Origin of the sequence: Allobosea sp. CS1GBMeth4 (assembly GCF_900185715.1) — a bacterium.
GTDB lineage: Bacteria > Pseudomonadota > Alphaproteobacteria > Rhizobiales > Beijerinckiaceae > Allobosea.
Window position 1 is genome coordinate 159,741 of sequence record NZ_FYAS01000016.1, and the last position, 22,716, is coordinate 182,456.

22 protein-coding genes and 1 tRNA gene are annotated in these 22,716 nt (G+C 68.6%); 13 read left to right on the forward strand and 10 right to left on the reverse strand.

Annotated features, from left to right (window positions below; translation table 11 throughout):
* Positions 1-95: 95 nt before the first annotated feature.
* The 6 genes from CS1GBM4_RS09600 (at position 96) to CS1GBM4_RS09625 (ending at position 6,437) form a co-directional block, all read left to right on the forward strand.
* Positions 96-1,031 carry a sugar ABC transporter permease gene (locus CS1GBM4_RS09600; protein ID WP_186418477.1) on the forward strand — a complete coding sequence of 312 codons (936 nt, stop codon included), beginning with the start codon at positions 96-98 and terminating at the stop codon, positions 1,029-1,031.
* Positions 1,031-1,873, forward strand: a complete 843-nt coding sequence (locus tag CS1GBM4_RS09605) for a carbohydrate ABC transporter permease (RefSeq protein ID WP_186418478.1) — start codon at positions 1,031-1,033, stop codon at positions 1,871-1,873. Before CS1GBM4_RS09600 ends, CS1GBM4_RS09605 begins: the two co-directional genes overlap by 1 nt.
* A 5-nt stretch (positions 1,874-1,878) precedes the next feature.
* On the forward strand, positions 1,879-3,396 hold the full coding sequence (argH, locus tag CS1GBM4_RS09610) for an argininosuccinate lyase (protein ID WP_186418479.1): 1,518 nt from the start codon (positions 1,879-1,881) through the stop codon (positions 3,394-3,396).
* Positions 3,396-4,463, forward strand: a complete 1,068-nt coding sequence (gene ugpC / locus CS1GBM4_RS09615) for a sn-glycerol-3-phosphate ABC transporter ATP-binding protein UgpC (RefSeq protein ID WP_186418480.1) — start codon at positions 3,396-3,398, stop codon at positions 4,461-4,463. Before argH ends, ugpC begins: the two co-directional genes overlap by 1 nt.
* Before the next feature lie 83 nt (positions 4,464-4,546).
* Positions 4,547-5,419, forward strand: coding sequence for a carbohydrate kinase family protein (locus CS1GBM4_RS09620; protein WP_186418652.1), 873 nt, complete (start codon positions 4,547-4,549; stop codon positions 5,417-5,419).
* Positions 5,412-6,437: an SIS domain-containing protein gene (locus CS1GBM4_RS09625; protein ID WP_186418481.1), complete on the forward strand. Its 1,026-nt coding sequence runs from the start codon at positions 5,412-5,414 to the stop codon at positions 6,435-6,437. Before CS1GBM4_RS09620 ends, CS1GBM4_RS09625 begins: the two co-directional genes overlap by 8 nt.
* Positions 6,438-6,442: 5 nt before the next feature.
* Here CS1GBM4_RS09625 and CS1GBM4_RS09630 read toward each other — a convergent pair whose 3' ends face one another.
* From CS1GBM4_RS09630 to CS1GBM4_RS09665, 8 genes are all read right to left on the reverse strand, one after another.
* Complete coding sequence (locus CS1GBM4_RS09630; RefSeq protein WP_186418482.1) at positions 6,443-7,729, reverse strand: TRAP transporter large permease; 1,287 nt, start codon at positions 7,727-7,729, stop codon at positions 6,443-6,445.
* Positions 7,726-8,223: a TRAP transporter small permease gene (locus CS1GBM4_RS09635; protein ID WP_186418483.1), complete on the reverse strand. Its 498-nt coding sequence runs from the start codon at positions 8,221-8,223 to the stop codon at positions 7,726-7,728. The genes CS1GBM4_RS09630 and CS1GBM4_RS09635 overlap by 4 nt, the downstream gene beginning before the upstream one ends.
* Before the next feature lie 178 nt (positions 8,224-8,401).
* On the reverse strand, positions 8,402-9,394 hold the full coding sequence (locus tag CS1GBM4_RS09640) for a sialic acid TRAP transporter substrate-binding protein SiaP (protein ID WP_186418484.1): 993 nt from the start codon (positions 9,392-9,394) through the stop codon (positions 8,402-8,404).
* A gap of 126 nt (positions 9,395-9,520) precedes the next feature.
* A complete protein-coding gene (locus CS1GBM4_RS09645; protein WP_186418485.1) occupies positions 9,521-10,195 on the reverse strand; it encodes a GntR family transcriptional regulator in 675 nt (224 codons plus the stop codon).
* A 14-nt stretch (positions 10,196-10,209) separates the two neighbouring features.
* Positions 10,210-11,106, reverse strand: coding sequence for a dihydrodipicolinate synthase family protein (locus tag CS1GBM4_RS09650; protein WP_186418486.1), 897 nt, complete (start codon positions 11,104-11,106; stop codon positions 10,210-10,212).
* Positions 11,107-11,184: 78 nt separating this feature from the next.
* Positions 11,185-12,003, reverse strand: a complete 819-nt coding sequence (locus CS1GBM4_RS09655; RefSeq protein ID WP_244607150.1) for a carbohydrate ABC transporter permease — start codon at positions 12,001-12,003, stop codon at positions 11,185-11,187.
* Positions 12,004-12,193: 190 nt separating this feature from the next.
* Positions 12,194-13,123: a sugar ABC transporter permease gene (locus tag CS1GBM4_RS09660; protein WP_186418487.1), complete on the reverse strand. Its 930-nt coding sequence runs from the start codon at positions 13,121-13,123 to the stop codon at positions 12,194-12,196.
* 136 nt (positions 13,124-13,259) lie between these two features.
* Entirely contained in the window at positions 13,260-14,609 is a 1,350-nt protein-coding gene (locus tag CS1GBM4_RS09665; RefSeq protein WP_186418488.1) for a sugar ABC transporter substrate-binding protein, read from the reverse strand.
* A gap of 179 nt (positions 14,610-14,788) precedes the next feature.
* Between CS1GBM4_RS09665 and CS1GBM4_RS09670 the strand changes: the two genes are divergently transcribed.
* From CS1GBM4_RS09670 to CS1GBM4_RS09680, 3 genes are read left to right on the forward strand one after another with little or no spacing between them, the layout of a single operon-like run.
* Positions 14,789-15,811, forward strand: coding sequence for an aldo/keto reductase (locus CS1GBM4_RS09670; protein WP_186418489.1), 1,023 nt, complete (start codon positions 14,789-14,791; stop codon positions 15,809-15,811).
* A gap of 4 nt (positions 15,812-15,815) precedes the next feature.
* Positions 15,816-16,655 (forward strand): amidohydrolase family protein, encoded by an 840-nt coding sequence (locus tag CS1GBM4_RS09675; RefSeq protein ID WP_186418490.1) that lies wholly within the window; start codon positions 15,816-15,818, stop codon positions 16,653-16,655.
* 1 nt (position 16,656) lies between these two features.
* Positions 16,657-17,112: an RbsD/FucU domain-containing protein gene (locus CS1GBM4_RS09680; RefSeq protein WP_186418491.1), complete on the forward strand. Its 456-nt coding sequence runs from the start codon at positions 16,657-16,659 to the stop codon at positions 17,110-17,112.
* 114 nt (positions 17,113-17,226) lie between these two features.
* Here CS1GBM4_RS09680 and CS1GBM4_RS09685 read toward each other — a convergent pair.
* Positions 17,227-17,311 (reverse strand) — tRNA-Leu (locus CS1GBM4_RS09685).
* 236 nt (positions 17,312-17,547) lie between these two features.
* Between CS1GBM4_RS09685 and CS1GBM4_RS09690 the strand changes: the two genes are divergently transcribed.
* The 4 genes from CS1GBM4_RS09690 to CS1GBM4_RS09705 all read left to right on the forward strand — a co-directional run bounded on the left by CS1GBM4_RS09690 (position 17,548) and on the right by CS1GBM4_RS09705 (position 21,752).
* Complete coding sequence (locus CS1GBM4_RS09690) at positions 17,548-18,159, forward strand: YqaA family protein (RefSeq protein WP_186418492.1); 612 nt, start codon at positions 17,548-17,550, stop codon at positions 18,157-18,159.
* A 7-nt stretch (positions 18,160-18,166) separates the two neighbouring features.
* Positions 18,167-18,697, forward strand: coding sequence for a disulfide bond formation protein B (locus CS1GBM4_RS09695; protein ID WP_186418493.1), 531 nt, complete (start codon positions 18,167-18,169; stop codon positions 18,695-18,697).
* 144 nt (positions 18,698-18,841) lie between these two features.
* Positions 18,842-20,392, forward strand: coding sequence for an ABC transporter substrate-binding protein (locus tag CS1GBM4_RS09700; RefSeq protein ID WP_186418494.1), 1,551 nt, complete (start codon positions 18,842-18,844; stop codon positions 20,390-20,392).
* 10 nt (positions 20,393-20,402) lie between these two features.
* Complete coding sequence (locus CS1GBM4_RS09705; RefSeq protein ID WP_186418495.1) at positions 20,403-21,752, forward strand: MmgE/PrpD family protein; 1,350 nt, start codon at positions 20,403-20,405, stop codon at positions 21,750-21,752.
* Here CS1GBM4_RS09705 and CS1GBM4_RS09710 read toward each other — a convergent pair.
* Positions 21,727-22,650, reverse strand: coding sequence for a LysR substrate-binding domain-containing protein (locus CS1GBM4_RS09710; protein ID WP_186418496.1), 924 nt, complete (start codon positions 22,648-22,650; stop codon positions 21,727-21,729). The two genes, CS1GBM4_RS09705 and CS1GBM4_RS09710, sit on opposite strands and share 26 nt — an antisense overlap.
* Between the last annotated feature and the right edge of the window lie 66 nt (positions 22,651-22,716).

Genomic DNA, 22,716 nt, shown 5'->3' on the forward strand with positions numbered 1-22,716 from the left:
GAATCCAGCGTAGCGCGCAGCCCTATGATGGATTCCGGGCCTCCGCTTCGCTCCGCCCGGAATGACGGGCGGATGGATCAACGGACCTCGCGCAGATGAGCCTCTCGACACAGGACGACAGGGCGCAAGGCCGCCTCTGGCACGGCCTCAGCCTGCGGCAGAAGCAGGTGGCCTGGGCCTGGGCCTTCCTCGCCGTGCCGATCCTGTTCTACGGGCTGATCCGGTTCTATCCGACTCTCGAGGCCTTCGTGATCTCGACGACGAAGTGGAACCTGATGACGCCGCCGAGCTTCGTCGGGCTGGCGAATTTCGAGCGCCTGCTCGCCGATCCGGTGTTCTGGAAGGTGTTCGGCAACACCTTCCTCTACCTCGTCATCGGCACGCCGCTCAGCCTCATCCTCGCCTTCGTCATCGCCTATCATCTCGACCGCGTCCGCTTCATGCACGGCTTCATCCGGGCGCTGTATTTCCTGCCCTTCCTGACCACGGCGGCGGCGATGGCCTGGGTCTGGCGCTGGTTCTACCAGCCGGTGCCGATCGGCCTGTTCAACAATCTGCTCGCCGGCTTCGGCATCGCCCAGCAACCCTTCCTGCGTTCGACCACGCAGGCGCTGCCGGCGGTGCTGGCGCCGGCGATCTGGGCCGGCCTCGGCTTCCAGGTCGTGATCTTCCTCGCCGGCCTGCGCGCCATCCCGACGACCTATTACGAGGCGGCGCGCATCGACGGCCTCCCCGATCTCGCCATCCTCAGGAAGATCACGCTGCCGCTGCTCAAGCCGACGATCATCTTCCTCGTCGTCTTCTCATCGATCGGGTTCCTGCGGATCTTCGATCAGGTCTACAACATGACCAGCCAGACCAGCAGCGATCCGGGCGGGCCGCTGAACGCGACCAAGCCGCTGGTGCTGATGATCTACCAGACCGCCTTCTCCTCCTTCGACATGGGCTATGCCGCGGCGCAGACCGTCGTGCTCTTCCTCGTCCTGCTCTGCGTCTCGCTGCTGCAGCTGCGCCTGCTGAGGGACCGCTGATGAGCGCGACAGCCTCGCCGCTCTCCGGGCGGATCGAGCCCGGCCGCATCCTCGCCTGGCTGCTGCTGTTCGGCGGCGGCCTGATCATGGTGACGCCGCTCGCCTTCATGTTCGCGACCTCGCTGAAGGATTCCTCCGAGATCTACGATCTCGCCTTCTTCCCGGCGCATCCGACGCTCGACAACTACGTCGCCGTTCTCTCGGACGGCCGTTTCCTGCGCTGGTTCGCCAACTCCTTCGGCATCGCGACAGCGGTGACGCTCTCCAACGTCTTCTTCGACAGCCTGGTCGGCTACACCCTGGCGAAGTTCCAGTTCCGCGGGCGCTATCTCGTCTTCGTCGCCATCCTCTCGACGCTGATGATTCCGACCGAGATGCTGGTCATCCCCTGGTACGTCATGGCCAAGAACTTCGGCTGGCTCGACAGCTATTGGGGCATCATGTTCCCCGGCATGATGACCGCCTTCGGCACCTTCCTGATGAAGCAGTTCTTCGAGACGGTGCCGAACGATTTCCTCGAAGCCGCCCGCGTCGACGGGCTCGGCGAGTTCGCGATCTTCTGGCGCATCGCCATGCCGCTGGTGACGCCGGCGCTGTCCGCGCTCGCGATCTTCACCTTCCTCAGCAACTGGACGGCCTTCATCTGGCCGCTGATCGTGACGACGAGCAAGGAACTCTACACGCTCCCCGTCGGACTCACGAGCTTCGCCGTCGAGGCGCAGGTGCAATGGGAGCTGATCATGACGGGCGCGGCGCTGGCGACCCTGCCGACGCTCACCGTCTTCCTGCTGCTGCAGCGCTACATCGTCCGCGGCGTCGTGCTCGCCGGATTGAAGGGATGAGTTCGATGACCGAACCCGCGGACCCCCGCGTCAACGACAGATCCGTCTTTCCCGATCCGGTCTACCGGGAGACGGTGCTGCGCCCGCTCTTCGACGGCGCCAGGACGCATCATGTCGAAGGCTTCCGCGCCATCGACCGCGCCCATCTCGTCATGCTGGCGGAGACCGGGATTCTTCCGCAGGAGACAGCCTCGCGCATCGCCTGCGCCCTGCTCGCGATCGAACGCGAGATCGATCCGGCGGCGCTGAGCTATACCGGCGAGGTCGAGGACTATTTCTTCCTGGTCGAGGCCGAATTGCGCAAGCGCCTCGGGCCCGATGACGACGGCCGGCTGCATACCGGCCGCTCGCGCAACGACATCGACCATACCCTGTTCAAGCTGGCGCTGAAGCCGAGGCTCGACGGCCTTGCCCGCCGACTGCGCGCCGTCATCGCCGCTGCGCTGACGCTGGCCGAACGCGAGAAGGCGACGCTGATCGTCGCCTATACCCATGGTCAGCCGGCCCAGCCCTCGACGCTCGGCCATTACCTCTCCGCCGCGATCGAGGTGATGCTGCGCGACCACCGGCGCCTGATGCAGGCGCGCGAACTCATCGACCTCTGCCCGCTGGGCGCCGCCGCGATCACCACCTCGGGTTTCCCGCTCGACCGTCATCGTACCGCCCATCTGCTCGGCTTCGCGGCGCCCTTGCAGAACTCCTATGGCTGCATCGCCGCGGTCGACTACACGACGGCCGTCTTCAGCGCCGTGGAACTGGTGTTCCTGCATCTCGGCCGGCTGATTCAGGACCTGCAGTTCTGGACCGCCTTCGAGGTCGGCCAGATCTACGTGCCCAACGCCTTCGTGCAGATCTCCTCGATCATGCCGCAGAAGCGCAATCCGGTGCCGATCGAGCATCTGCGCCATTTGTCCTCGCAGACGGTCGGCCGCGCCCACCTGGTCCGCGACATCGTCCACAACACGCCGTTCACCGACATGAACGACTCGGAGGGCGAGACGCAGGAGGCTGGCTACCAGGCCTTCGAGAGCGGCGGGCGCGTGCTCGATCTGCTCGCCGCGCTGCTGCCGACGCTCTGCGTCGACGGCCGCCGCGTCGCCGAGACCGTCCGGCGCTCCTGCATCACGATCACCGAGCTCGCCGACACGCTGGTGCGCCGGGAGGGCCTTTCCTTCCGCGCCGCCCACGAAATCGCCTCGGCGGTGGCGCGGGCCGTCGTCGCCAGGGATGGCGACCTGCCGCGCGATGGCTACGAGCCGTTCCTGGAAGCCTTCCGCCACGCCGCCGGCCGTGAGCCGGGCCTGAGCCGCGAGGCGTTCGGCAGCGCCGTCTCTCCGGAGAACTTCATCGCGGTGCGCGAACGCTTCGGCGGGCCGGGGCCGAAGGCCCTGGGCGAGGCCCTGGCCGGCTATCGGGCCGAGCTGACAGCGGCACAGGAGGCCGCCCTCGCGCTCGCCGGCCGCGAGGACGCCGCGCGTCGCGAGCTCGACGCGGCCTTCGCCGCCCTCGCAGGAGCCGCCTGATGGCCGGGATCGCGATCGAGAAACTGGTCAAGCGCTATGGCCAGACCCAGGTCGTGCACGGCCTCGACCTCAATATCCAGGACGGCGAATTCGTGGTCTTCGTCGGCCCCTCCGGCTGCGGCAAGTCGACGACCTTGCGCATGATCGCCGGGCTCGAGGAGATCGACGGCGGTACGATCGCGATCGGCGGCCGCATCGTGAACCGGCTCGAGCCGAAAGAGCGGAACATCGCCATGGTGTTCCAGAACTATGCGATCTACCCGCATATGAGCGTCGCCGAGAACATCGCCTTCGGCCTCTACACCGCCGCGCTCGACAAGGCGCAGAAGCGCAGGCGTGTCGAGGAAGTCGCCGAAGTGCTCGGACTGACGGCCCTGCTGGAGCGCCGCCCCTCCGCCCTGTCCGGCGGCCAGCGCCAGCGCGTGGCGATCGGCCGCGCCATGGTGCGCGACCCTGCCGTCTTCCTGTTCGACGAGCCGCTCTCAAACCTCGATGCGCAATTGCGCGCGCAGATGCGGCTCGAAATCAAGCGCCTGCACCAGCGGCTGCGCACCACCATCGTCTTCGTCACCCACGACCAGGTCGAGGCGATGACGCTGGCCGACCGGATCGTCGTGATGCGCGACGGCCGCATCCTCCAGGTCGGTGCCCCTATGGCGCTCTACGAGAAGCCGGCCGACGTCTTCACCGCCCGCTTCATCGGCTCGCCGACGATGAACATCGTGCCGGCGAGGGCGACCGCGGAGGCTGGCAGCAGCAGCTTGCAGCTCGGGGAAACGCCGCTCGCCTGGTCCGCGGCCCTCCCCACGGATGTCCTTGTCGGCGTCCGGCCGCAGGAACTGCGCGTACTGGAACACGGCGAGAGCGCCGATCTCGTTCTCTCCGGCAGCGTCGCCGTGGTCGAGCCGCTCGGCCCGGAGACCTTCGTCCATGTCGAGGCCGAGGGCGGATTGCTGCTCGCCTCGGCCCCGGCCCGGAACCCGCCCGCCGTCGGCAGTGCCGTCAGGCTCGGCGCCGCGGCCGCGGCGCTGCACCTGTTCGACGCCAAGAGCGAGCGCGCCTTGTGATCTCCGCGCGGCCACGGCCGGACGGGCTCGTGCTCAGCACCGGCCGGCTCTATTGCGATCTCGTCTTCCGGGGGCTGGCGGCGATGCCGCGTCTCGGCGAAGAGCGCTTCGCCGAGGATGTCGCGATCGTCCCCGGCGGCGGCGGCTTCATCACCGCGGCCCATCTCGCCGGGCTCGGGCGGCCCGCGGCCCTGCTTTCGCGCCTCGGCGAGGACCCGCTTTCGCAATCGCTCCTGCCGGCGCTCGCGGCCAGCGGCGTCGATCTCGCCTTCCTGGAGCGCGCCGCCGATGCCGGCCCGCAGCTCACCGTCGCGATGGTCCGGGACGGCGAACGCGCCTTCCTCTCGCGCCGCGCCGGCCGGGCCCGCCCGGCGACGCTCGCCGCCGCCCTCGGCGATGTCCGTGCCACTCATCTCCACGTCGCCGAATTCGCGACGCTGGCCGAGATCCCGCATCTGGTCACCGACGCCAGGCATCACGGTCTCACGGTCTCGCTCGACCCGAGCTGGGACGATGCCCTGATCCGCTCGCCCGATCTCGTCGCGCGCTGCAGCGGCGTCGACATTTTCCTGCCGAATGCGTCGGAGGCGCGGGCGATCGCCGGTTGCGACGATCTCGACGCGGCCGGGCAGCGGCTCGCGCAACATTTTCCGCTGGTGGCGATCAAGGACGGCGACGCCGGCGCCCGTCTCCATCGGGTCGGCGCGAGCCTGGCGCTCCCCGCCGCGGCCTGCCGGGCGGTGCTCGACACCACCGGCGCGGGCGACGCCTTCAATGCCGGCTTCCTCGCCGCCTGGCTCGCCGGGCGGTCCCCCGAACGCGCCCTCGCCGAGGGCATCGCCTGTGGTACGCTCTCGGTCGAGAATGTCGGCGGCGCCGGCCACGCGCTCGATCGGCGCCGGGTCGCCCGCATCGCCGACCAGCTGCTCGAGACGCCGCTGCGACGCCATGGCTGAGGCCCTGCTCACCCGCGAGGCGACCGAGGTCGCCGCCGTCGCCCGCCGCCAGATCGCGGGGAACGGCGCCATCATCGCCGATCTCGTGCAGCGCCTGCACATCAAGCGGCCCGCCTTCGTCGCGACCTGCGCGCGCGGCTCCTCCGACCATGCCGCGACCTATGGCAAATACCTGATCGAACGGACGCTCGGCCTGCCGGTCGCCTCGCTCGGCCCGAGCCTCGCCTCGGTCTATGGCGGCGAGCTCGATCTCTCCCGCGCCATGTTCATCGCCGTCTCGCAATCCGGCCGCAGCCCCGACGCGCTGCTGCTGACCGAAGCGGCGCGGCGCGCCGGGGCGCTCGTCGTCGGCTTCGTCAATGACGAGGCGTCTCCGCTCGCAGGCATGGTCGACGTGCTCCTGCCATTGTGCGCGGGGCCTGAACACAGCGTCGCCGCGACCAAGAGCTTCCTCGCCACCTGCCTCGCCTTCCTCCATCTGGTGGCGGAATGGGCGCAGGACCAGGCCTTGTCCGGCGCTCTGGAGCAGGCGCCCGAGGCGCTCGACGCGGCCGGATCCTGCGACTGGAGGCCGGCGCTGCTGTCCTGGCGCGACGCGCGGAGCCTCTACGTCATCGGCCGGGGCCTCTCCTTCGGCATTGCCCAGGAGATCGCGCTCAAGTTCAAGGAAACCTGTCGCGTCCACGCCGAGGCCTTCAGCGCCGCGGAGGTCCTGCATGGACCGCTGGCCCTGGTCGGTCCCGGCTTCCCGGCGCTGGCGCTCGACCCTGGCGACGAGGGCAGCGAAAGCGTCGCCGCCGCCGCCGCGGCCTTTCTCGGGCTCGGCGCCGATCTGCGCTATGCCGGCAGCCGGGCCGGCGCGGGACAAGGCTTGCCGCTGCCGCCCGGCCTGCCGGCCGCCTTGCAGCCGCTGGCGCAGGTCCGCGCCTTCTACGGCGCCGTCGCGGCGCTCGCGCGCAGCCGCGGCCTCGACCCCGACTGCCCGCCCAACCTGTCCAAGGTGACGCGAACGGTCTGAACGATCTACCTGCCCAGCACCAGGTTCGGCAGCCAGGTCGTCAGCGGCGGCCAGAGCGTCACCGCCAGCAGCACCGCCAGCAGCGGCAGCAGCCAGGGCACGATCGCGCGCGACATCGCCTCGAAACTGATCTTCGCGATCTTCGAGGTGACGAAGAGCACGACTCCGACCGGGGGCGTGATCGTGCCGATCATCAGGTTGAGCACGAAGATCAGTCCGAACTGGATCGGGTCGATGCCGAATTGCGCCGCAGCCGGCGTCAGGATCGGAATCAGGATCAGCATCGCCGCCAGCGCTTCCATGAAGCAGCCGACGAAGAGCAGCAGCAGGTTGACGATCAGCAGGAAGACGAAGGGATTGCCGGCGAGATCGACGATCATCGGCCCGACCGTCTGCGGAATGCGCGAGATCGACAGGCACCAGCCCAGTGCCGCCGCAGTCATCACCAGCGCCAGCACGACCCCGGTGGTCTCGACCGTCTGCACCGCCAGTTCCGGCAGGTCGTCGAGCGAGAAGCTCCTGTAGACGAAGAGGCCGAGCACGATCGCATAGGCGGTCGCGACCGCGGCGGCCTCCGTCGGTGTGAAGATGCCGGCCATCATCCCGCCGAACAGGATCACCGGCGTCATCAGCGCCCAGTGCGCCTCCTTGTAGGCGGCCCAGAGCTGGGCGCCCCCGGGGAAGGGATGGCGCGGCAGGTCCTTCTTCCGGGCGACATGGACCACCATCGCCATCAGCGCGCCGGCCATCAGCAGGCCGGGGATGACCCCGGCCAGGAACAGGCCGCCGATCGAGACGTCGGCCGAGACGCCGTAGATCACCATCGGCAGCGAGGGCGGGATGATCGGCCCGATCGTCGCCGAGGCGGCCGTGATCGCCGCCGCCGTTTCCGGATCGTAGCCCTCGTCCTGCATCGCCTTGATCTCGAGCGTGCCGACGCCGCCGGCATCGGCCACCGCCGAGCCCGACATGCCGGCGAAGATCACGCTGGCGAGGATGTTGGCGTGGCACAGGCCGCCGCGGAGCCAGCCGACGCAGGCCGTCGCGAAGGCGAAGATCCGGTCGGTGATCCCCGCCGAGTTCATGATGTTGCCCATCAGGATGAACAGCGGCGCGGCGAGCAGCGGGAAGGAATTCGCCGACTGCGCGATCTTCTGCGGGACGATTCCGAGCGGGAAGGCGCCGAAATAGGCGAAGGCGATGGCCGCCAGCCCCATCGAGACGAAGAGCGGCACGCCGAGCAGCAGCGCGGCGAACCAAACCGGCAGGAGCTGCAGCATCAGAGCGCTCATAGCGGCTGCGTCCCCGGCTCGGCGTCCTCGACCCTGCGGCCGGCGACGACGACGCCGATCTCGGCCAGCGCCTGCAGGATCAGCGCCAGCCCCGCGAGCGGCATCACCACGTAGAGCGCCGCGCTGGTGATCGGCAGGGCGATCGATTCGACGTCCCAGGTGCGCTCGATCAGCCCGAAGGAATAGCGGATCAGGATCGCGGCGAAGACGATGATCGCGGCTTGCGTCACGATCTCCAGCATGCGTCCGGCCGGTTTCGGCAGCAGGTCGGCGAAGACCGTGATCCGGATATGCGAGCGCCGCCGCGCCGCGATGATCCAGCCGACGAAGCCGGTCCAGACAAGGAGGTACTGAGCCAGCTCGTCGGTCCAGGCGAGCGGAGCGTTGAGCTGGCGCGAAGCGACGCCGAGGAGAACCGCGACGAGCAGCGCCAGCAACAGCCCGACGGCGGCCGCGCGCACCAGGCGGTCGGTGAAGGCGACGAGGGATTTCATGAGCGTCCATGATGAGGGCGCGGGATCCCCTCTCCCGGATGGGAGAGGGGCAGGGGAGAGGGATCGCCGCGGACCAAGGGGGTGAGGTGGCGCCGTTGCGCCTTCTGCGGTGAGGGCGGGCCGTTCTCCCATCCGGGAGAAAGGTTCCCCGCGCCTGTCCCGGCCATCGCCGCGCTCTCTACAGCGCCGCGAGCGCGTCCCAGGTGCCCTTGCCCCATTTGCTCTCGAACTGCTTGGGCAGGCTGGCCAGCACCGGCTTGCTGAAGCTCTCCAGATCGGGCTCGGTCACGCTCATGCCTGCGGCCTTCAGCGTCGCGACCAGGCTGCCCTCCTGGCTCGCGAGCTCCGCATCCTGCCAGGCGACGCCGTTGGCGATCGCCGCTTCCAGGATCGTCCGGTCGGCATCCTTCAGCCCCTTCCAGAAGTCCTGGTTGATGACGATCAGGCGCGGCGTGATGATGTGGCCGGTCAGGATCAGATGCTTCTGCACCTCCTGCAATTTGGCGCTGTGGATGGTCGGCAGCGGGTTCTCCTGTCCGTCGACCGCGCCCTGGCTCAGCGCCAGATAGAGCTCGTTGAAGTTGACCGGCGTCGCCTTGGCGCCCCAGGCCTCGACCATGGCGCGGAAGGTGTCGACCGGCGGCACGCGCAGCTTGAGGCCGGCGACGTCGGCGGCGCTCTTCACCGGCTTGGAGCCGGTGGTGAGATGGCGCTTGCCGTAATAGGTCACCGCCGCCATGCGCATGCCGCGCTTCTTGACGAGCTCGTCGTTCATCTGGGCGAAGACCGGCGCCTTGGCGACCTTGGCCATATGCCCCGGATCGCGCCAGAGATAGGGCGCCTCGATCACGGAGAGCTGGGGCAGGAAGGAGCCGAGCGCGGCAGCGCCGTCCGTGGTCATGGTCAGCGCGCCCGAGGCCACCGATTCCATCATGTCCTTGCCCGAGCCGAGCTGCCCAGCCGGGAAGGACTGGATGTCGATCCGGCCCGCGGTCTTCTCCTTCACCTCCTTGGCGATGCGCTCGACCATCTGCACCTGCGGATGCGTGGTCGGCAGCATCTCGCCCCAGCGCATCACCGTCGCCTGCGCGCGCAGCACGGTCGGCATCGCGAGCATGGTGCCTGCCGCCGCGGAACCGGCGAGAAAGGCGCGTTTCGTCAGCTTCGTCATGGTCGGTCTCCTCCCAATCTGGCCGGTTCTCCGGCTCGATTCACGTTCGAATACAGCTCGATGGGCTTCCGCCCGTTCAGGGCCCGCCGTCATTCCGGGACAGGGGCGTTTCCATGCGGTCTCCCGTCAGTAGCTCATCGCCCGGGTCCGGGCGTTGTTGATGTGCTCGCTCATCGCGGCGGCGGCCTTGTCCGGATCGCGCGATTCGATCGCGGCGATGATCTTGAGGTGGTCCTGCATCACGGGGACCAGGATATGGTTCTGGATGCGCGTCTCGTACTGCCGGATCAGCCGGATCTTCAGCCAGGTGACGCGGAAGGCCTGGCTGACGATGTCGTTGTCGAGATGGTCGATGATCGCCTCGTGCATCCGCCGGTCGACATCCTCGGCGTCCTCGATCAGCCTCTCGTCGCCGCCGGCCTCGGCCCGGCGAATGATCGCCTCGTGCCGTTCGCGCTGCTCGGCGATCTCGGCGTCGGTCGCGGTCTGCGTATAGGCGACGGTCGCCTCCTTCTCGAGGAAGAGCCGGAACTGGAAGGCATTGCGGATCAGGTTGAGGTCGACATGGGCGACCTGCATGCCGCGTTGCGGCACGGTCTTGATCAGCCCTTCCGCCTCGAGCCGCGGGATCAGCTCGCGGATCGCGCCGAGCGGAAAGCCCGTCATGGCGACGAGCTCGCGCTGGGTCACGAACTGGCCGGGCCGGATTTCGCGCGCGAGCAGCCGCTCGGTGAAGCTGGCATAGGCCCGCTCCCTGAGCTTCAGCGGCTCGCCCTCGCGGTCCGGCTCGGACTGGCTCATCTCGTCTGCCTCCCTCAGGCGGCCCTGGCGCGGGTGATCCGGTCGAAGGCGGCGCAGAGCGCCTTGCGCTGGCTCTCGTCGAGCGCGGTCAGCGGCGCCCGCATCGGGCCGTAGCCGTCGTCGCCATGGAGATGGCCGACCAGCGCCTTCACCGCCGGCAGCACCGGATAGGAGCAGATCTCGTCGACCAGCGCGTTCACCACCGCGTCCTCGGCGCCTTCGTACACGATCGGCCGCAACAGGTGAGGCACCAGGTTGGCGACGCCGCAGATCGAGCCCTGCGCCCCGGCGCGCACCGCGCGGCCGAGCAGACGCTCGTCGCCGACGAGGATGGCGAGCTCGCCATGCGCCTTCAGGAAGGCCTCGGTCGTCGGATAGTCGCAGGAGGAATCCTTCACCCCGGCCACGACCCCCGGGAAGGCCGTCTTCAGCCGCCCGACCAGAGCGACCGAGATGTCGACCGCCGTGACCGAGGGGATGTGGTAGAGGATGGTGTTGCGGGCCGATGCGCCAAGCTTCTCGAAGAATTGCGAGAACCAGGCATAGAGCCCTTCGTCGCCGACGCCCTTGAAGTAGAAGGGCGGGGCGACCAGGAGGCCCTTCGCGCCCATGTCCAACGCCGTCCGCGCCTGCTCCACCGCCGCGCTCAGCGAAGCGGCGGCGACACCGGCATAGATCTGCCTCGCCGGGTCGATGCCGGCGCCGACGAGCGCGCCGAGCATGGCGGTGCGGGACGAGGCGCCGAGCGCGGCGCCCTCGCCGGTGGTGCCGAACAGGGTGACGGAGTCGCAGCCATTGGCGAGCACATGCCTGGCATGGTGGACGAGCCGCGGCAGGTCGACGGCGCCGCCCTCCCGCATCGGCGTGGTGATGGCGCAGGAGAGGCCGAAGCGATCGGGATTCAGAGCCATTGCAAGAAGTCTTTCCGTGAGATGTCCGACTGGGATGATGGGGAGATCAGGCGCGCGACGAGGCCGTCGCCGGCGATGTCAGCCATCCTTGAGCCCTCCGGCGGAGAGGCCGGCGACGATCTCGCGCTGGGCGAGAACGGTCAGGAGCAGGACGGGCAGGGTGACGAGCAGGGCGGCGGCGGCGAGCGGCCCCCAGGAAATCTGCTCGAAGGTCAGCGAGTTGTAGACGGCCGAGGGCAGCGTACGGCTCGCCTTGCCTCCTAACACCACCGAGAAGATGAAATTGTTCCAGGAGAAGATGAAGGCGAGGATGCCGCCGACGACGATCCCGGGCCGGGCCAGCGGCAGCGCGACATGGCGGAAGGCCTGCCAGGTCGAGGCGCCGTCGATGCGCGCGGCGTCCTCCAGCTCCATCGGCACGTTCTCGAAGTACCCGATCATGATCCAGACGATGATCGGGATGGTGATGACGAGATGGGTGATCACCAGCGCGGTGATGGAGCCCACCAACCCGGTCATCTGGAACAGCAGGAAGAGCGGGATCAGATAGGAGAGCGCCGGCGTCATCCGCGCGACCAGGATCAGGATCGCGAATTTGTGCGCCTTGCCGCGGGCGATGCCGTAGCCGGCCGGCACGCCGACCGCGAGGCCGATCAGCACCGCACCGCCGGTGACGAGGATCGAGTTCCAGAGATAGAGCGCGAAATTGTTCTTCTCGAACACGTCGAGATAGTTCGCCAAGGTCGGCGGGCTCGGGATGAACACCGGCGGGAAGGCGGTGTTGTCGAGTTCGTTCTTCAGCGAGAGCGAGATCATCCAGAGGAAGACCAGCACCGCCGGCGAGACCAGCACGAAGACCGAGGCGTAGAAGCCGAATTTCGTGGCGAGGCGCTTCACGGCTGCGCCCTCCCCTCGGCATCGCAGAGCCAGGCGCCGTCATCCCGGACGCAGCGAAGCGGAGCTCCGGGATCCATCGTAGAGTGCGGAGCTCTGCGATGGATCCCGGGACGACCTTCGGCCGCCCGGGATGACGCCGCGTGTGAGATGGCGCGAAGAGAGCAGATGCCGATGCCGTAAGCGCGCTTCATCACGCGTTCCACTTCGACTTCTGGCGCGCGTAGAGCAGCAGCAGCGACAGCATGATGATGATCACGAAGAAGATCACCACGACCGCCGAGGCGTAGCCGATCTTGTAGAACTGGAAGGCCTGCAGATAGAGGAAGATGTTGAGCGTCTCCGACGAGGTCCCCGGCCCGCCCTGGGTGATCACGAAGATCGTGTCGAACGCCTTCAGCGCGTCGATGGTGCGGATCACGATCGCCACCATGATGAACGGCCAGACCAGCGGCAGCGTGATGTGCCGGAACATGTGCCAGGCATTGGCGCCGTCGATCAGCGCGGATTCGTACGGCTCCTTCGGCAGGCCGGCCAGGCCGCCGAGCACGATCAGCATGACCAGCGGCGTCCAGTGCCAGACCTCGACCAGGATCAGCGTCGGGATCACCGTATTCGGCGAATAGACCCAGGCCTGCGGTCCGATGCCGATCAGCGAGAGCAGGTAGTTCAGCACGCCGAGCTGGGGATGGAACATCATCGTCCAGACCAGCGCGACCGCGACCGGCGTCGCCATCATCGGCATGACGAAGATGGTGCGCAGCAGGCCGCGGAACGGGAATTCGCGATGGAAGACCAGCGCCGCGGCCGTGCCGAACAGGATCGGCAGCACCACCGCGAGCACGGTGTAGTAGAAGGTATGCCCCATCGACTCGATGAAGCGCGGATCGCGGGCGAGTTCGACGAAATTCTGCAGGCCGACGAACTCCTGGCCGCCGCCGATCTTCCAGTCCTGCGTCGACATGTAGAGCGTGAACAGCCAGGGGAAGACGATGACGCTGGCGACGATCAGCACCGCCGGCAGGGAGAACAGCCAGTAGCGCGGCGTGAAGTCCTGCGAATCCGCCGCGGGGATCTGTGCCGGGCTCGCAAGGCTACTGGCTGGCAGGGTGGTGCTGGTCATTATTGGCTCTGGAAGCTCACACCGTCATGCTCGCCCTTGTGGCGAGCATCCACGTCTTGAACACCGTCCTGGCCGCAGGAAGACGTGGATGGTCGGGACAGGCCCGACCATGACGCGTTCGGCGGCCAAGCTCGGCTCAGCCCTGCTCGCTCTTGACCAGCACCGGCGCGAAGGCCTCGGTCGCCTTCTTCAGCTCCGCCGCGACGTCGGCGCCGCCGATCATGTTGGTCAGCGCCACGCCGAAGACGTCGCGGAATTCGGTGACCGGAACGATCTGCGGCAGCGCGGCGCGGGCGATCTTGGCCGAGTTCAGCAGGCAGTCGAAATACTGCTTCCCGAACTTGGATTTCTCGATCGTTTCCTTGTCGAGATAGGCCGAGGAGCGGGCCGGCGCGCCGGCGCCCGCCTTCAGCATGGCGAGTTGCTGGGCCCTGTTGGTGATGAACTGGATATAGAGCCAGGCCGCTTCCTTCTTCTGGGAGCCGCGCGAGATGCCGATGCCGTCGCCGAACATGCCGGCATGATGCGCCTTTGGGCCGGGCGGGGTGACGCCGTAGCCGACCTTGCCGACGATGCGCGATTTGGTCGGGTCCTCGAGCGGGGTCGCGAAGCCGATGCCGTCCAGCCACATCGCGGCGCGGCCCTGCATGAAGGTCGTCTGGCATTCGTTCCAGTTGAAGCCGACCGCCCCGGCGGGACCGGTGTCCTTGTTGAGCTTCTTGTAGAGCTCGCCGGCCCAGATCGCCTCCGGTCCGGCAGTCTGCAGCTTGCCATCGGCCGAGGTGGTCTCGACGCCCTGGCCGAGCAGGAGGCAGGCCCAGACCGGGACGTTCGCGTTCTTCAGGCCGCGTGAGACGAAGCCGGCGACGCCCTTGGCCGGGTCGTGCAGCTTGGCGGCGGCGACCGCCATCTCGTCCATGGTCTTCGGGAAGGCGACGCCCTTCGCGTCGAAGAGCTCCTTGTTGTAGTAGACCATCCAGTAGTCGACGAAATAGGGCAGCGTATCGAGCGCCCCGTCGGCCTGGCGGGCATAGGCCACGGCGCCGGCGCCGAAATCCTCGAAATTGAAGTCGGGCGAGGTCAGCGAAGCGTCCTTGATCATGGGCGAGAGGTCGGCGAACCATTTGCCCTTGGCGGCCATGCGCTTCTGCACGTGCAGCGAGATCGCGCTGACGTCGAAGCTCGGCTTGCCCGAGGCGAATTCGATCACCGCCTTCTGGCGCTGCTGCTGCTCCGGCACCTGCTCGGAGGAGACCTTGATGCCGGTGAGCTCGGTGAACTCCTTCTCGGCGGCCTGGAACAGGTCCGAGCGCGGGTTCTTGACCAGCAGCACGTCGATCGACTGACCGGAGAAGCGCTTCCAGTTGAAGCCGGCCTGGGCTCGCGCCTCGCGCAGCACCAGCGGCGAGGCGATGGCGCCTGTCGCGCCGAGCGCGGCTGCGCCGCGCAGCAGGCCGCGCCGCGTCGGCTTCAAGATCTCGGTCATGGACGTCCTCCCTGGATTGATGCGCGGCCCTGGCTGGCCGTCTTGATCCGTTCCGACGGGGTTCATCCTTGCCCGCGGCTGCCGGAATGCTGGGCAGGCTAGTCCGGATCGAACATGGTTGCAAGCTGACATGTTGGTGTGCACATACTGCCGCGACACGGCCGAGCACCCGGTTCCCGATGACCCTTTGCACGCTTCCAGCCCGACCTCTCGGCCGCTCCGGCATCACGGTCACCGCGCTCGGCTTCGGCGGTGCGCCGCTCGGCGATCTCTATGCCCGCCTCGACGAGGCGAGCGCGGTCGCGACCGTCGAGGCGGCGCTCGCGGCCGGCGTCGATCTGGTCGACACCTCGCCGCTCTACGGCCACGGCCTCTCCGAGCATCGCATCGGCTCGGCCTTGCGCCGCTCGGGACGAAAGGATGTGGTGATCTCGACCAAGATCGGCCGGGTCGCCGAACCCTTCGCCGGCCGGGGCGACGGTTCCGGCTATCTCGGCGGCCTGCCGCACGGCCTGCGCTTCGATTATTCCTATGACGGCGCCATGCGCTCGCTCGAGCAGTCGGCGCTGCGCCTCGGCGTCGGCCGGCTCGACATCGTCCTGATCCACGATGTCGATGTCTGGACCCATGGCGCGGGCATGATCGAGCAACGCTTCCGCGAGGCCATGGACGGCGCTTATCGCGCCCTCGACGATCTGCGCGCCTCCGGCACGGTCGGTGCGATCGGCGTCGGAGTCAACGAAGCCGAGATGTGCGAGCGCTTCGCCCGCGCCGGCGATTTCGACACGATGCTGCTTGCCGGGCGCTATTCCCTGCTCGAGCAGCCGGCGCTCGCCTCCTTCATGCCGCTGGCTCGGGAGAAGGGCATCGGCCTGCTGCTCGGCGGCGTCTTCAACTCCGGAATCCTCGCCACCGGGCCTGTCGCCGGCGCCAAGTACAATTACCGGCCGGCGCCGCCCGGGATCCTCGCCCGCGTCGCGGCGATCGAAGCGATCTGCACGCGCCATGACGTGCCGCTGCGCCGAGCCGCCCTGCAGTTCCCGCTCGGCCATCCGGCGGTGGCGAGCCTGGTCATGGGCGCGGTCGGGCCGGAGGAGGTCGCGGACCAGATCGCCGAGCTCTCGGCCCCGGTCCCGGCCGCCCTCTGGGCCGAGCTGAAGGGCGAAGGCCTGCTCGGCGCCGACGTTCCGGTTCCGGCGTGACGCCATGCGGATCGACGCGCACCAGCACTTCTGGCGTCTCGCGCGTGGCGACTATCGCTGGCTGACGCCGGCGCTCCTGCCGATCTATCGCGATTTCGGTCCCGCCGATCTCGCCCCGCTGCTCGCCGAGCACGGCATCGCCCGCACCATCCTCGTCCAGGCGGCGCCGACCGAGGCCGAGACGGCCTACCTGCTCGACATCGCGGCGGCGACGCCCTTCGTCGCCGGCGTCGTCGGCTGGACCGATTTCGGCGCGCCGGACGTGGCCGAGCGCATCGCGGCCCTGGCCGGCGATCCGCTGCTGGTCGGCCTGCGGCCGATGGTCCAGGACATCGCGGAGGACGGCTGGCTGGCGCGTCCCGCGCTGGCGCCGGCCTTCGCGGCGATGACGGCGCACGGGCTCGTCTTCGATGCCCTGCTGCTGCCGCGCCATATCGCGCCGATGCTCACGGTGCTGGAGCGGCATCCGGACCTCACCTGCGTCATCGACCATGGCGCCAAGCCGAACCTCGTCAGCGGCGACATCGCCGCCTGGCGCCACGGCATGACGGCGCTCGCCGCGTATCCCCGCCTCGTCTGCAAGCTCTCCGGGCTCGTCACCGAGGCGGCCGCCGACTGGACGATGGAAACGCTCCGGCCGGCAGTCGAGCACCTCCTCGCCGTGTTCGGGCCGGACCGGCTGATCTTCGGCAGCGACTGGCCGGTGGTGACCCTGCGCGCCTCCTACGGCCAATGGCTCGAGACCGCCGAGGCCCTGCTGGCCGGCCTCGACGAGGCGCAGCGCGCCGCGATCTTCGGCGGCAATGCCCGCAACCTCTATCTCTCGCAGCGCGGACGCGGCTGACATGCTGAAAGATATCGACCCGATCCTCTCGGCCGACCTGCTCTGGATATTGGCCGCCATGGGGCATGGCGACGATCTCGCGCTCGTCGACGCCAACCACCCGGCGGAGACGATCGCGCGCGCCACCAGCAGCGGCCGGCTGGTGCGCTTGCCGGGCCTCACCATGGCACGGGCGGCGCGCGCCATCCTTTCGGTGCTGCCGATCGACGATTTCGAGCCCGAGCCGGCGCGGCGCATGCTGGTGGTCGGAGATGCCGCCGCGGTCCCGGAGGTCCAGCATGAGGTCCAGGCGGAGCTCGACCGGGCGCTGGGCCGCCCGCAGCCCCTCGCCGGCATCGAGCGCTTCGCCTTCTATGTGGCGGCGAAGCAGGCCTTCGCCGTGGTGCAGGTCGGCGATCCCCGTCCCTATGGCTGCTTCCTGTTCCGCAAGGGCGTCATCGCCGGCGCGCCGGGCTAGGCAAGCTCGCTGCCTCTGCGCCAGTAAGGCAGGTCGCATGACAGGGCCGGCGGCGACGGGCGGAACCGGGCGCCGCGTTGCGCCGCAAGACCGGCGCGATGAACGCGGCGAAGATGGTGCCCCTGGCCGGGATCGAACCAGCACTCCTTGCGGAACTCGATTTTGAGTCGAGCGCGTCTACCAATTCCGCCACAGGGGCCCAGGAGCCGGATGTTCCATCATCGTGGTGCCTTGCGTCGCGATGATGGAACTGAATCCGTCTCCCGCTTCAGACAGAGCAGGATGCGAAAAACCGGTTTCCGGTCTTTCGCATCCTGCTCTGGCGGGCGCGGCGGACTATAGCGATCGGCAAGGGCCGGTCAATCTCGTGTGATCGCCCGTTCCCGCCGCATCGGCCCCATGGACGGGCGCCCCGGCAGCCGCTAAGGGGCGGCGATGTTCGAACGCCTCTATCTCTGGACGCTCTCGCTCGCCGCCCGCCGCAGCGCTCAGGCCTGGCTCGCCGTCGTCGCCTTCATCGAGAGCTCCTTCTTCCTGATCCCGGCCGATGTCCTGTTCGTGCCGATGGCGCTGGCCAGGCCGGAGCGGGCCTATCGCCTGGCCCTGATCGCGACCGTCTTCTCGACGCTGGGCGGCATCGCCGGCTATGCGCTCGGCTACTACGCCTTCGACGCGCTGGCCCGGCCTGTCCTCGCCTTCTACGGCAAGCTCGACGCCTTCGAGCAGTTGCGCGCCTGCGCCGGCCCGGACATGACGCTGCTCCTGCTGACCACGTCCGGCCTGGCGCATCTGCCGCCGATCAAGGTGGTGACGATCCTGGCCGGCGCCGTCCATATCGGGCTCGGCTTCTTCGTCGTCTCCTGCGTGCTCGCCCGCGGCGCCCGCTTCCTCGCGCTCGCCTTCCTGCTGCGCCATTACGGCGAGACCATCCGGCACTTCATCGAGAAGCGGCTGAAGCTCGTCGCGCTCGGCAGCGCCGCGCTCCTGATCCTGCTCTATTTCGGCCTCAAGCTGCTGACAGGCTCGGGCCAGCTCCTCTCCTGCTGAGTATTCCATGACCGGCTTCCTCGCGCGCCCCCTCGCCGATCCCCGCCGCCTGATCGCGCTGATCGGCCTCGCCAGCCTCGCGCTGATCGCCGGCGCCTGGTTCTTCGAGCTCGTGCTGCACCTGCGGCCCTGCAAGCTCTGCCTCGAACAGCGCGCGCCGCACTATGCCGCGATCGCCTTCGCCGCGTTCGCCCTGCTCTTCGCCCGCTCGCCACGCCTGCAATTCGCGGCATTGGCCGGCCTTGCTTTGCTGATGGCCTGGAGCACCGGTCTCGGCGTCTACCATTCCGGCGTCGAGTGGGGCTTCTTCGCCGGGCCCAATGATTGCGGCGGCGCGGCGGCACCGGCGGCCGCCGGCATGCAGGACTTCATGAAGCAGCTCCAGACGACCCGCGTCGTCTCCTGCACCGAGGCCGCCTGGCGCTTCCTCGGCCTCTCGCTCGCCGGCTGGAACGCGCTGGCCTCGCTCGCGCTGCTCGGCCTGGCGCTGCTCGGCCTGAGGAGCCTTTCGCAGGATCCCGGCCGGTCGCGCGCCTGAACGGCGGGACCGGAGCCGGTTCCGGGAGCCGGGGCGGCGCTCCGCTTCATAACCTCACAGAATACGCCATCCCCGATTTCGACTTGGACAGACTGGGAGGACGGCCCCCACAATCGCCCCAAGAATGGTCGAGGGGATGAATCGATGAAAACGCATGTCGCCGGGCTTGCGGGCCTGATGCTGTTCGCAGGCCTGCAGGGGCAGGCCCTGGCCGAGGAGACCGTTCTCAGGGTCAGCTCCGGCGCCAGCAACGTCACCACCCTCGACGCCCATCGCGCCAGCGCGACCGACGACAAGTCGCTGATCGGCTGGCTCTACAACGGTCTCGTGCGCTTCAAGCCCGGCAGCGCCGATCCCAAGGACCTCGAGCCCGATCTGGCCGAGCGCTGGGAAACCTCCGCGGACGGCAAGGTCTGGACCTTCCACCTGCGCAAGGGCGTCAGGTTCCATGGCGACTGGGGCACGCTCGACGCAGACGACGTCGTCTACTCGCTGCAGCGCGCCGCCGATCCGAAGCGCTCGACCTTCTCCTCGGACTTCTCGGCGATCGGCAAGGTCGAGAAGCTCGACGACCTCACCGTCCGCGTCACGCTGAAATATCCGGACGTCAATTTCCTCGGCCGCGTCTCCAACTACCATGGCGGCAACATCGTCAGCCGCAAGGCCGGCGAGGAGCTGGGGGACCGCTACGGCGCCAGGCCGGTCGGAACCGGCCCCTTCACCTTCGTCGAACAGGTGACCCAGCAATATGTGAAGCTCGCCGCCAATCCCGACTATTTCCGCGGCAAGCCGAAGATCGACACGATCATGATGCGAGCCATCCCCTCCGACAGCGCGCGCGAGCTCGCCTTCACCTCCGGCGAGCTCGACCTGTTCTATGGCAAGCGCGAGCAGCGCTGGGTCGATGCCGCCCGCCGCCGCCCGGGCTTCAACGTCGAGATCTTCCGGCCCGGCGAGTACCGGCTGCTGCACATCAACCGCAGCCAGCCGCCGCTCGACGACATCCGCGTGCGCCGCGCCATCGCCGCCGCGATCAACGTCGACGATCTCGTGCGCTATGTCGGCAAGGATGTCGGGCCCAAGGGCTGCTCCGTCGTCCCGCCCGGCTATCTCGGCGAGGATTGCTCGGTCGGCTACGGCTTCGACCTCGCCAGGGCCAGGGCCCTGCTGGCGGAGGCCGGCCACAAGGACGGCATCGCCATCAAGGCGATCGTCTCCAACATCTCGGCGCAGCAGCCCTTCATGGAGATCATCCAGGCGCAGCTCGCCAAGGCCGGGATCAAGCTCGAGATGCAGGTCGTCGACCACGCCACCTATCAGAGCCAGAGCCGCAAGGATCTGAGCGGCCTCGTCTTCTACGGCGCGGCCCGCTTCCCGATCGCCGACACCTATCTCAGCGAGTTCTTCCACTCGCGCGCCACCGTGGGCACCCCGACCGCCGCCACCAATTTCTCGCACTGCGCCGTCGCCGACAAGGAGATCGAGGATGCGCGGACGGCGCCGGATGCCGAGGCCCAGAAGGCGCTCTGGAAGGAGGCCCAGCGCAAGATCATGGACGATGTCTGCGCGATTCCCCTGTTCGAGCTGCGTCAGGTCTGGGCCCGCAGCGACAGGCTCGATTTCGGCTACGAGCTGAAGGGCGCGCTCAATCTCGCCCCGCCGATCACCGAGAAGACCACGCTGAAGCCGCGCTGAGGGGTCTCGCGTGGAGGCGGTACGCCGGCTCGCGGCCTATGTCGCCAAGGCGCGCGAAGACCCGCTGGCCGACGATCTGCGGGAAGCGGCTTGTCGGGTCGTTCTCGATCTCGTGGCCGCGGCGCTGCCCGGGATCGATGCGCCGGGCCCGCGCGCGGTCCGGCGCGTAGCCTCGGCGACGACGGCCGGCGGAACCCTTCCCATCTGGTTCACCGGGCAGCGGGCTGGCCTTGCCGGCGCGATCTGGTGCAACGCCTCCGCCGCGGCGGCGCTCGATCTCGACGACGGCCACCGCATCGCACGCGGACATCCCGGCGCGGCAATCGTTCCGGCGGCCTTCGCCGCGGCCGAGGAGTCCGGCGCGACGACGGAAGAACTGCTGCGGGCGATCGCCATCGGCTACGAGGTCGGCCTCGCCGTCGGCGCGGCTCGGCGCTTCTACGCGAATACCGGGATGTGGTCGGGCTATGGCGTCGTCGCGGCGCTGGGCGCCCTCAGGCGGACGCCGCCGGACGTGCTGGCCCATGCCTTCGCCATCGCCGGCATCAGCGCACCGAATCAGCTCCATGCCGGTGCCGGCCCGCTCTTCCCGGCGCAGGAGGGCAACGACGTCAAGGAAGGCATCGCCTGGTCGAGCCTGACCGCGGTCAACGCCCTCCTCCTCGCCGAAGCCGGGCACAGCGGGCCGCTCGCCCTGCTCGATCAGGCCGAGCACTTTCGGCTCGAGCAGCTCGGCGACGGCCTCGGCCGGCAGCGCTACATCGCCCGCAACTACATGAAGTTCCATGCCTGCTGCCGGCATGTCCATGCGCCGGTCGACGCCCTGCTCGGCCTCGCCGCGGAGCATCGGTTCGCGCCCGAGAGCATCGAAGCGATCGAGGTCGCGACCTATGCCGGCGCCCTGCGCATCGCCAACCGGCCGCAGCCCGGCGGCTTCACCGACATCCAGTTCAGCATCCCCTACTGCCTGGCGCTCGTCGCGATCGACGGGCCCGGCGCCCTGCTGCCGCTGACGGCGTCGGCGCTGGATCGCCCCGATGCCGTCGCCCTGGCGCGGAAGGTCTCGCTCCACCTCGACCCCGAGCTCGACGCCCGCTTCCCGGCGCAGACGCTGTCGCGCGTCACCGTCCGCAGTGCCGGGCGCGCGTTCACCTCGCCGGTGACCGCGCCGCGCGGCGAAGCGAGCGCGCCGCCCTCCTGGTCCGAGCTCGAAGACAAGTTGCGGCGGGCAAGCCGCTTCGCCGCAACGCCGGCTCAGCAGGATCAGCTGATCGGGGCCTGCCGCCGGCTGCGCGACGGCGATCATGCGCCGCTGCTCGGCGCACTCGCCGCGATCAGGCTGGATTCGGCGTCAGGATAGTCCGCGAGATCTCAGCCGCCGCCTCGCGCGCGCTCGCGAGGAAGGCATCGACCAGCCTGGCGTTGCGGCTGTCGCGGTTGCGGCAGAGCTGGAAATCGAGCTGAAATTCCGGCTCGAAGCGGCGGATCGCGATCCTGTCGCGCAGGCCGCCGACGATCAGCGGATGCACCAGCGAGACGCCGACTCCGGCCGCGACGAATTCGCAGAGCGTCGGCGAGACGTTCGCCACCATGACCACCTCAGGCGTGACGCCATGGCTCTCCAGGACCCGGCTGATGCTGCGATTGGTGTGGCTCTCCGGATCGAACGAGACGAACGGGACCCCGGCGAGGTCCGCCGGGACGATGACCTCCTTCGCCGCGAGCTCATGGCCCAGCGGCAGGATGCAGACGACCGGATGCCCCATCATCGGCTCGGCATCGACGTAAGGGTTGTCGACCGGGGCGATGATCAGCCCGACATCGAGCTTGTGCGTCACGAGGGCGTCGGCGATCCATTGCGAGCTGCGCGACTGGACCGAGCAGAACACACCCGGCTGCCGCGCCAGGAAGCGCGAGGTCGCCTCCTGGATGAACGATCCGGAGAGCGCCGGCATCACGCCGATCAGGAGCCGGCTCTGCTCGTCGCGCCGGATCGCCTCGACCGCGTTCTCGACCTGGCGCACGCCGGCGAAGATCCGGTCGATCTCCTCGTAGAGCCGCATGCCGCGCCGTGTCGCCACCAGCCGGCCCTTCACCCGGTCGAACAGGCGCAGGGCCGTATCCTCCTCCAGATGCGCGATCAGCTTGCTCATCGCCGGCTGCGAGACGTTCATCATCTCGGCCGCGCGGCTGACGGTGCCGTATTCGATCACCGCCTTGAAAGCCTCGACCTGGCGCAGATTGAGCCGCCTTACCATCGCATAACCCTGAGGAATAGAGCTGAGAGAAAAACGACTTTGACGAAATACAATATCGCTCCCTAA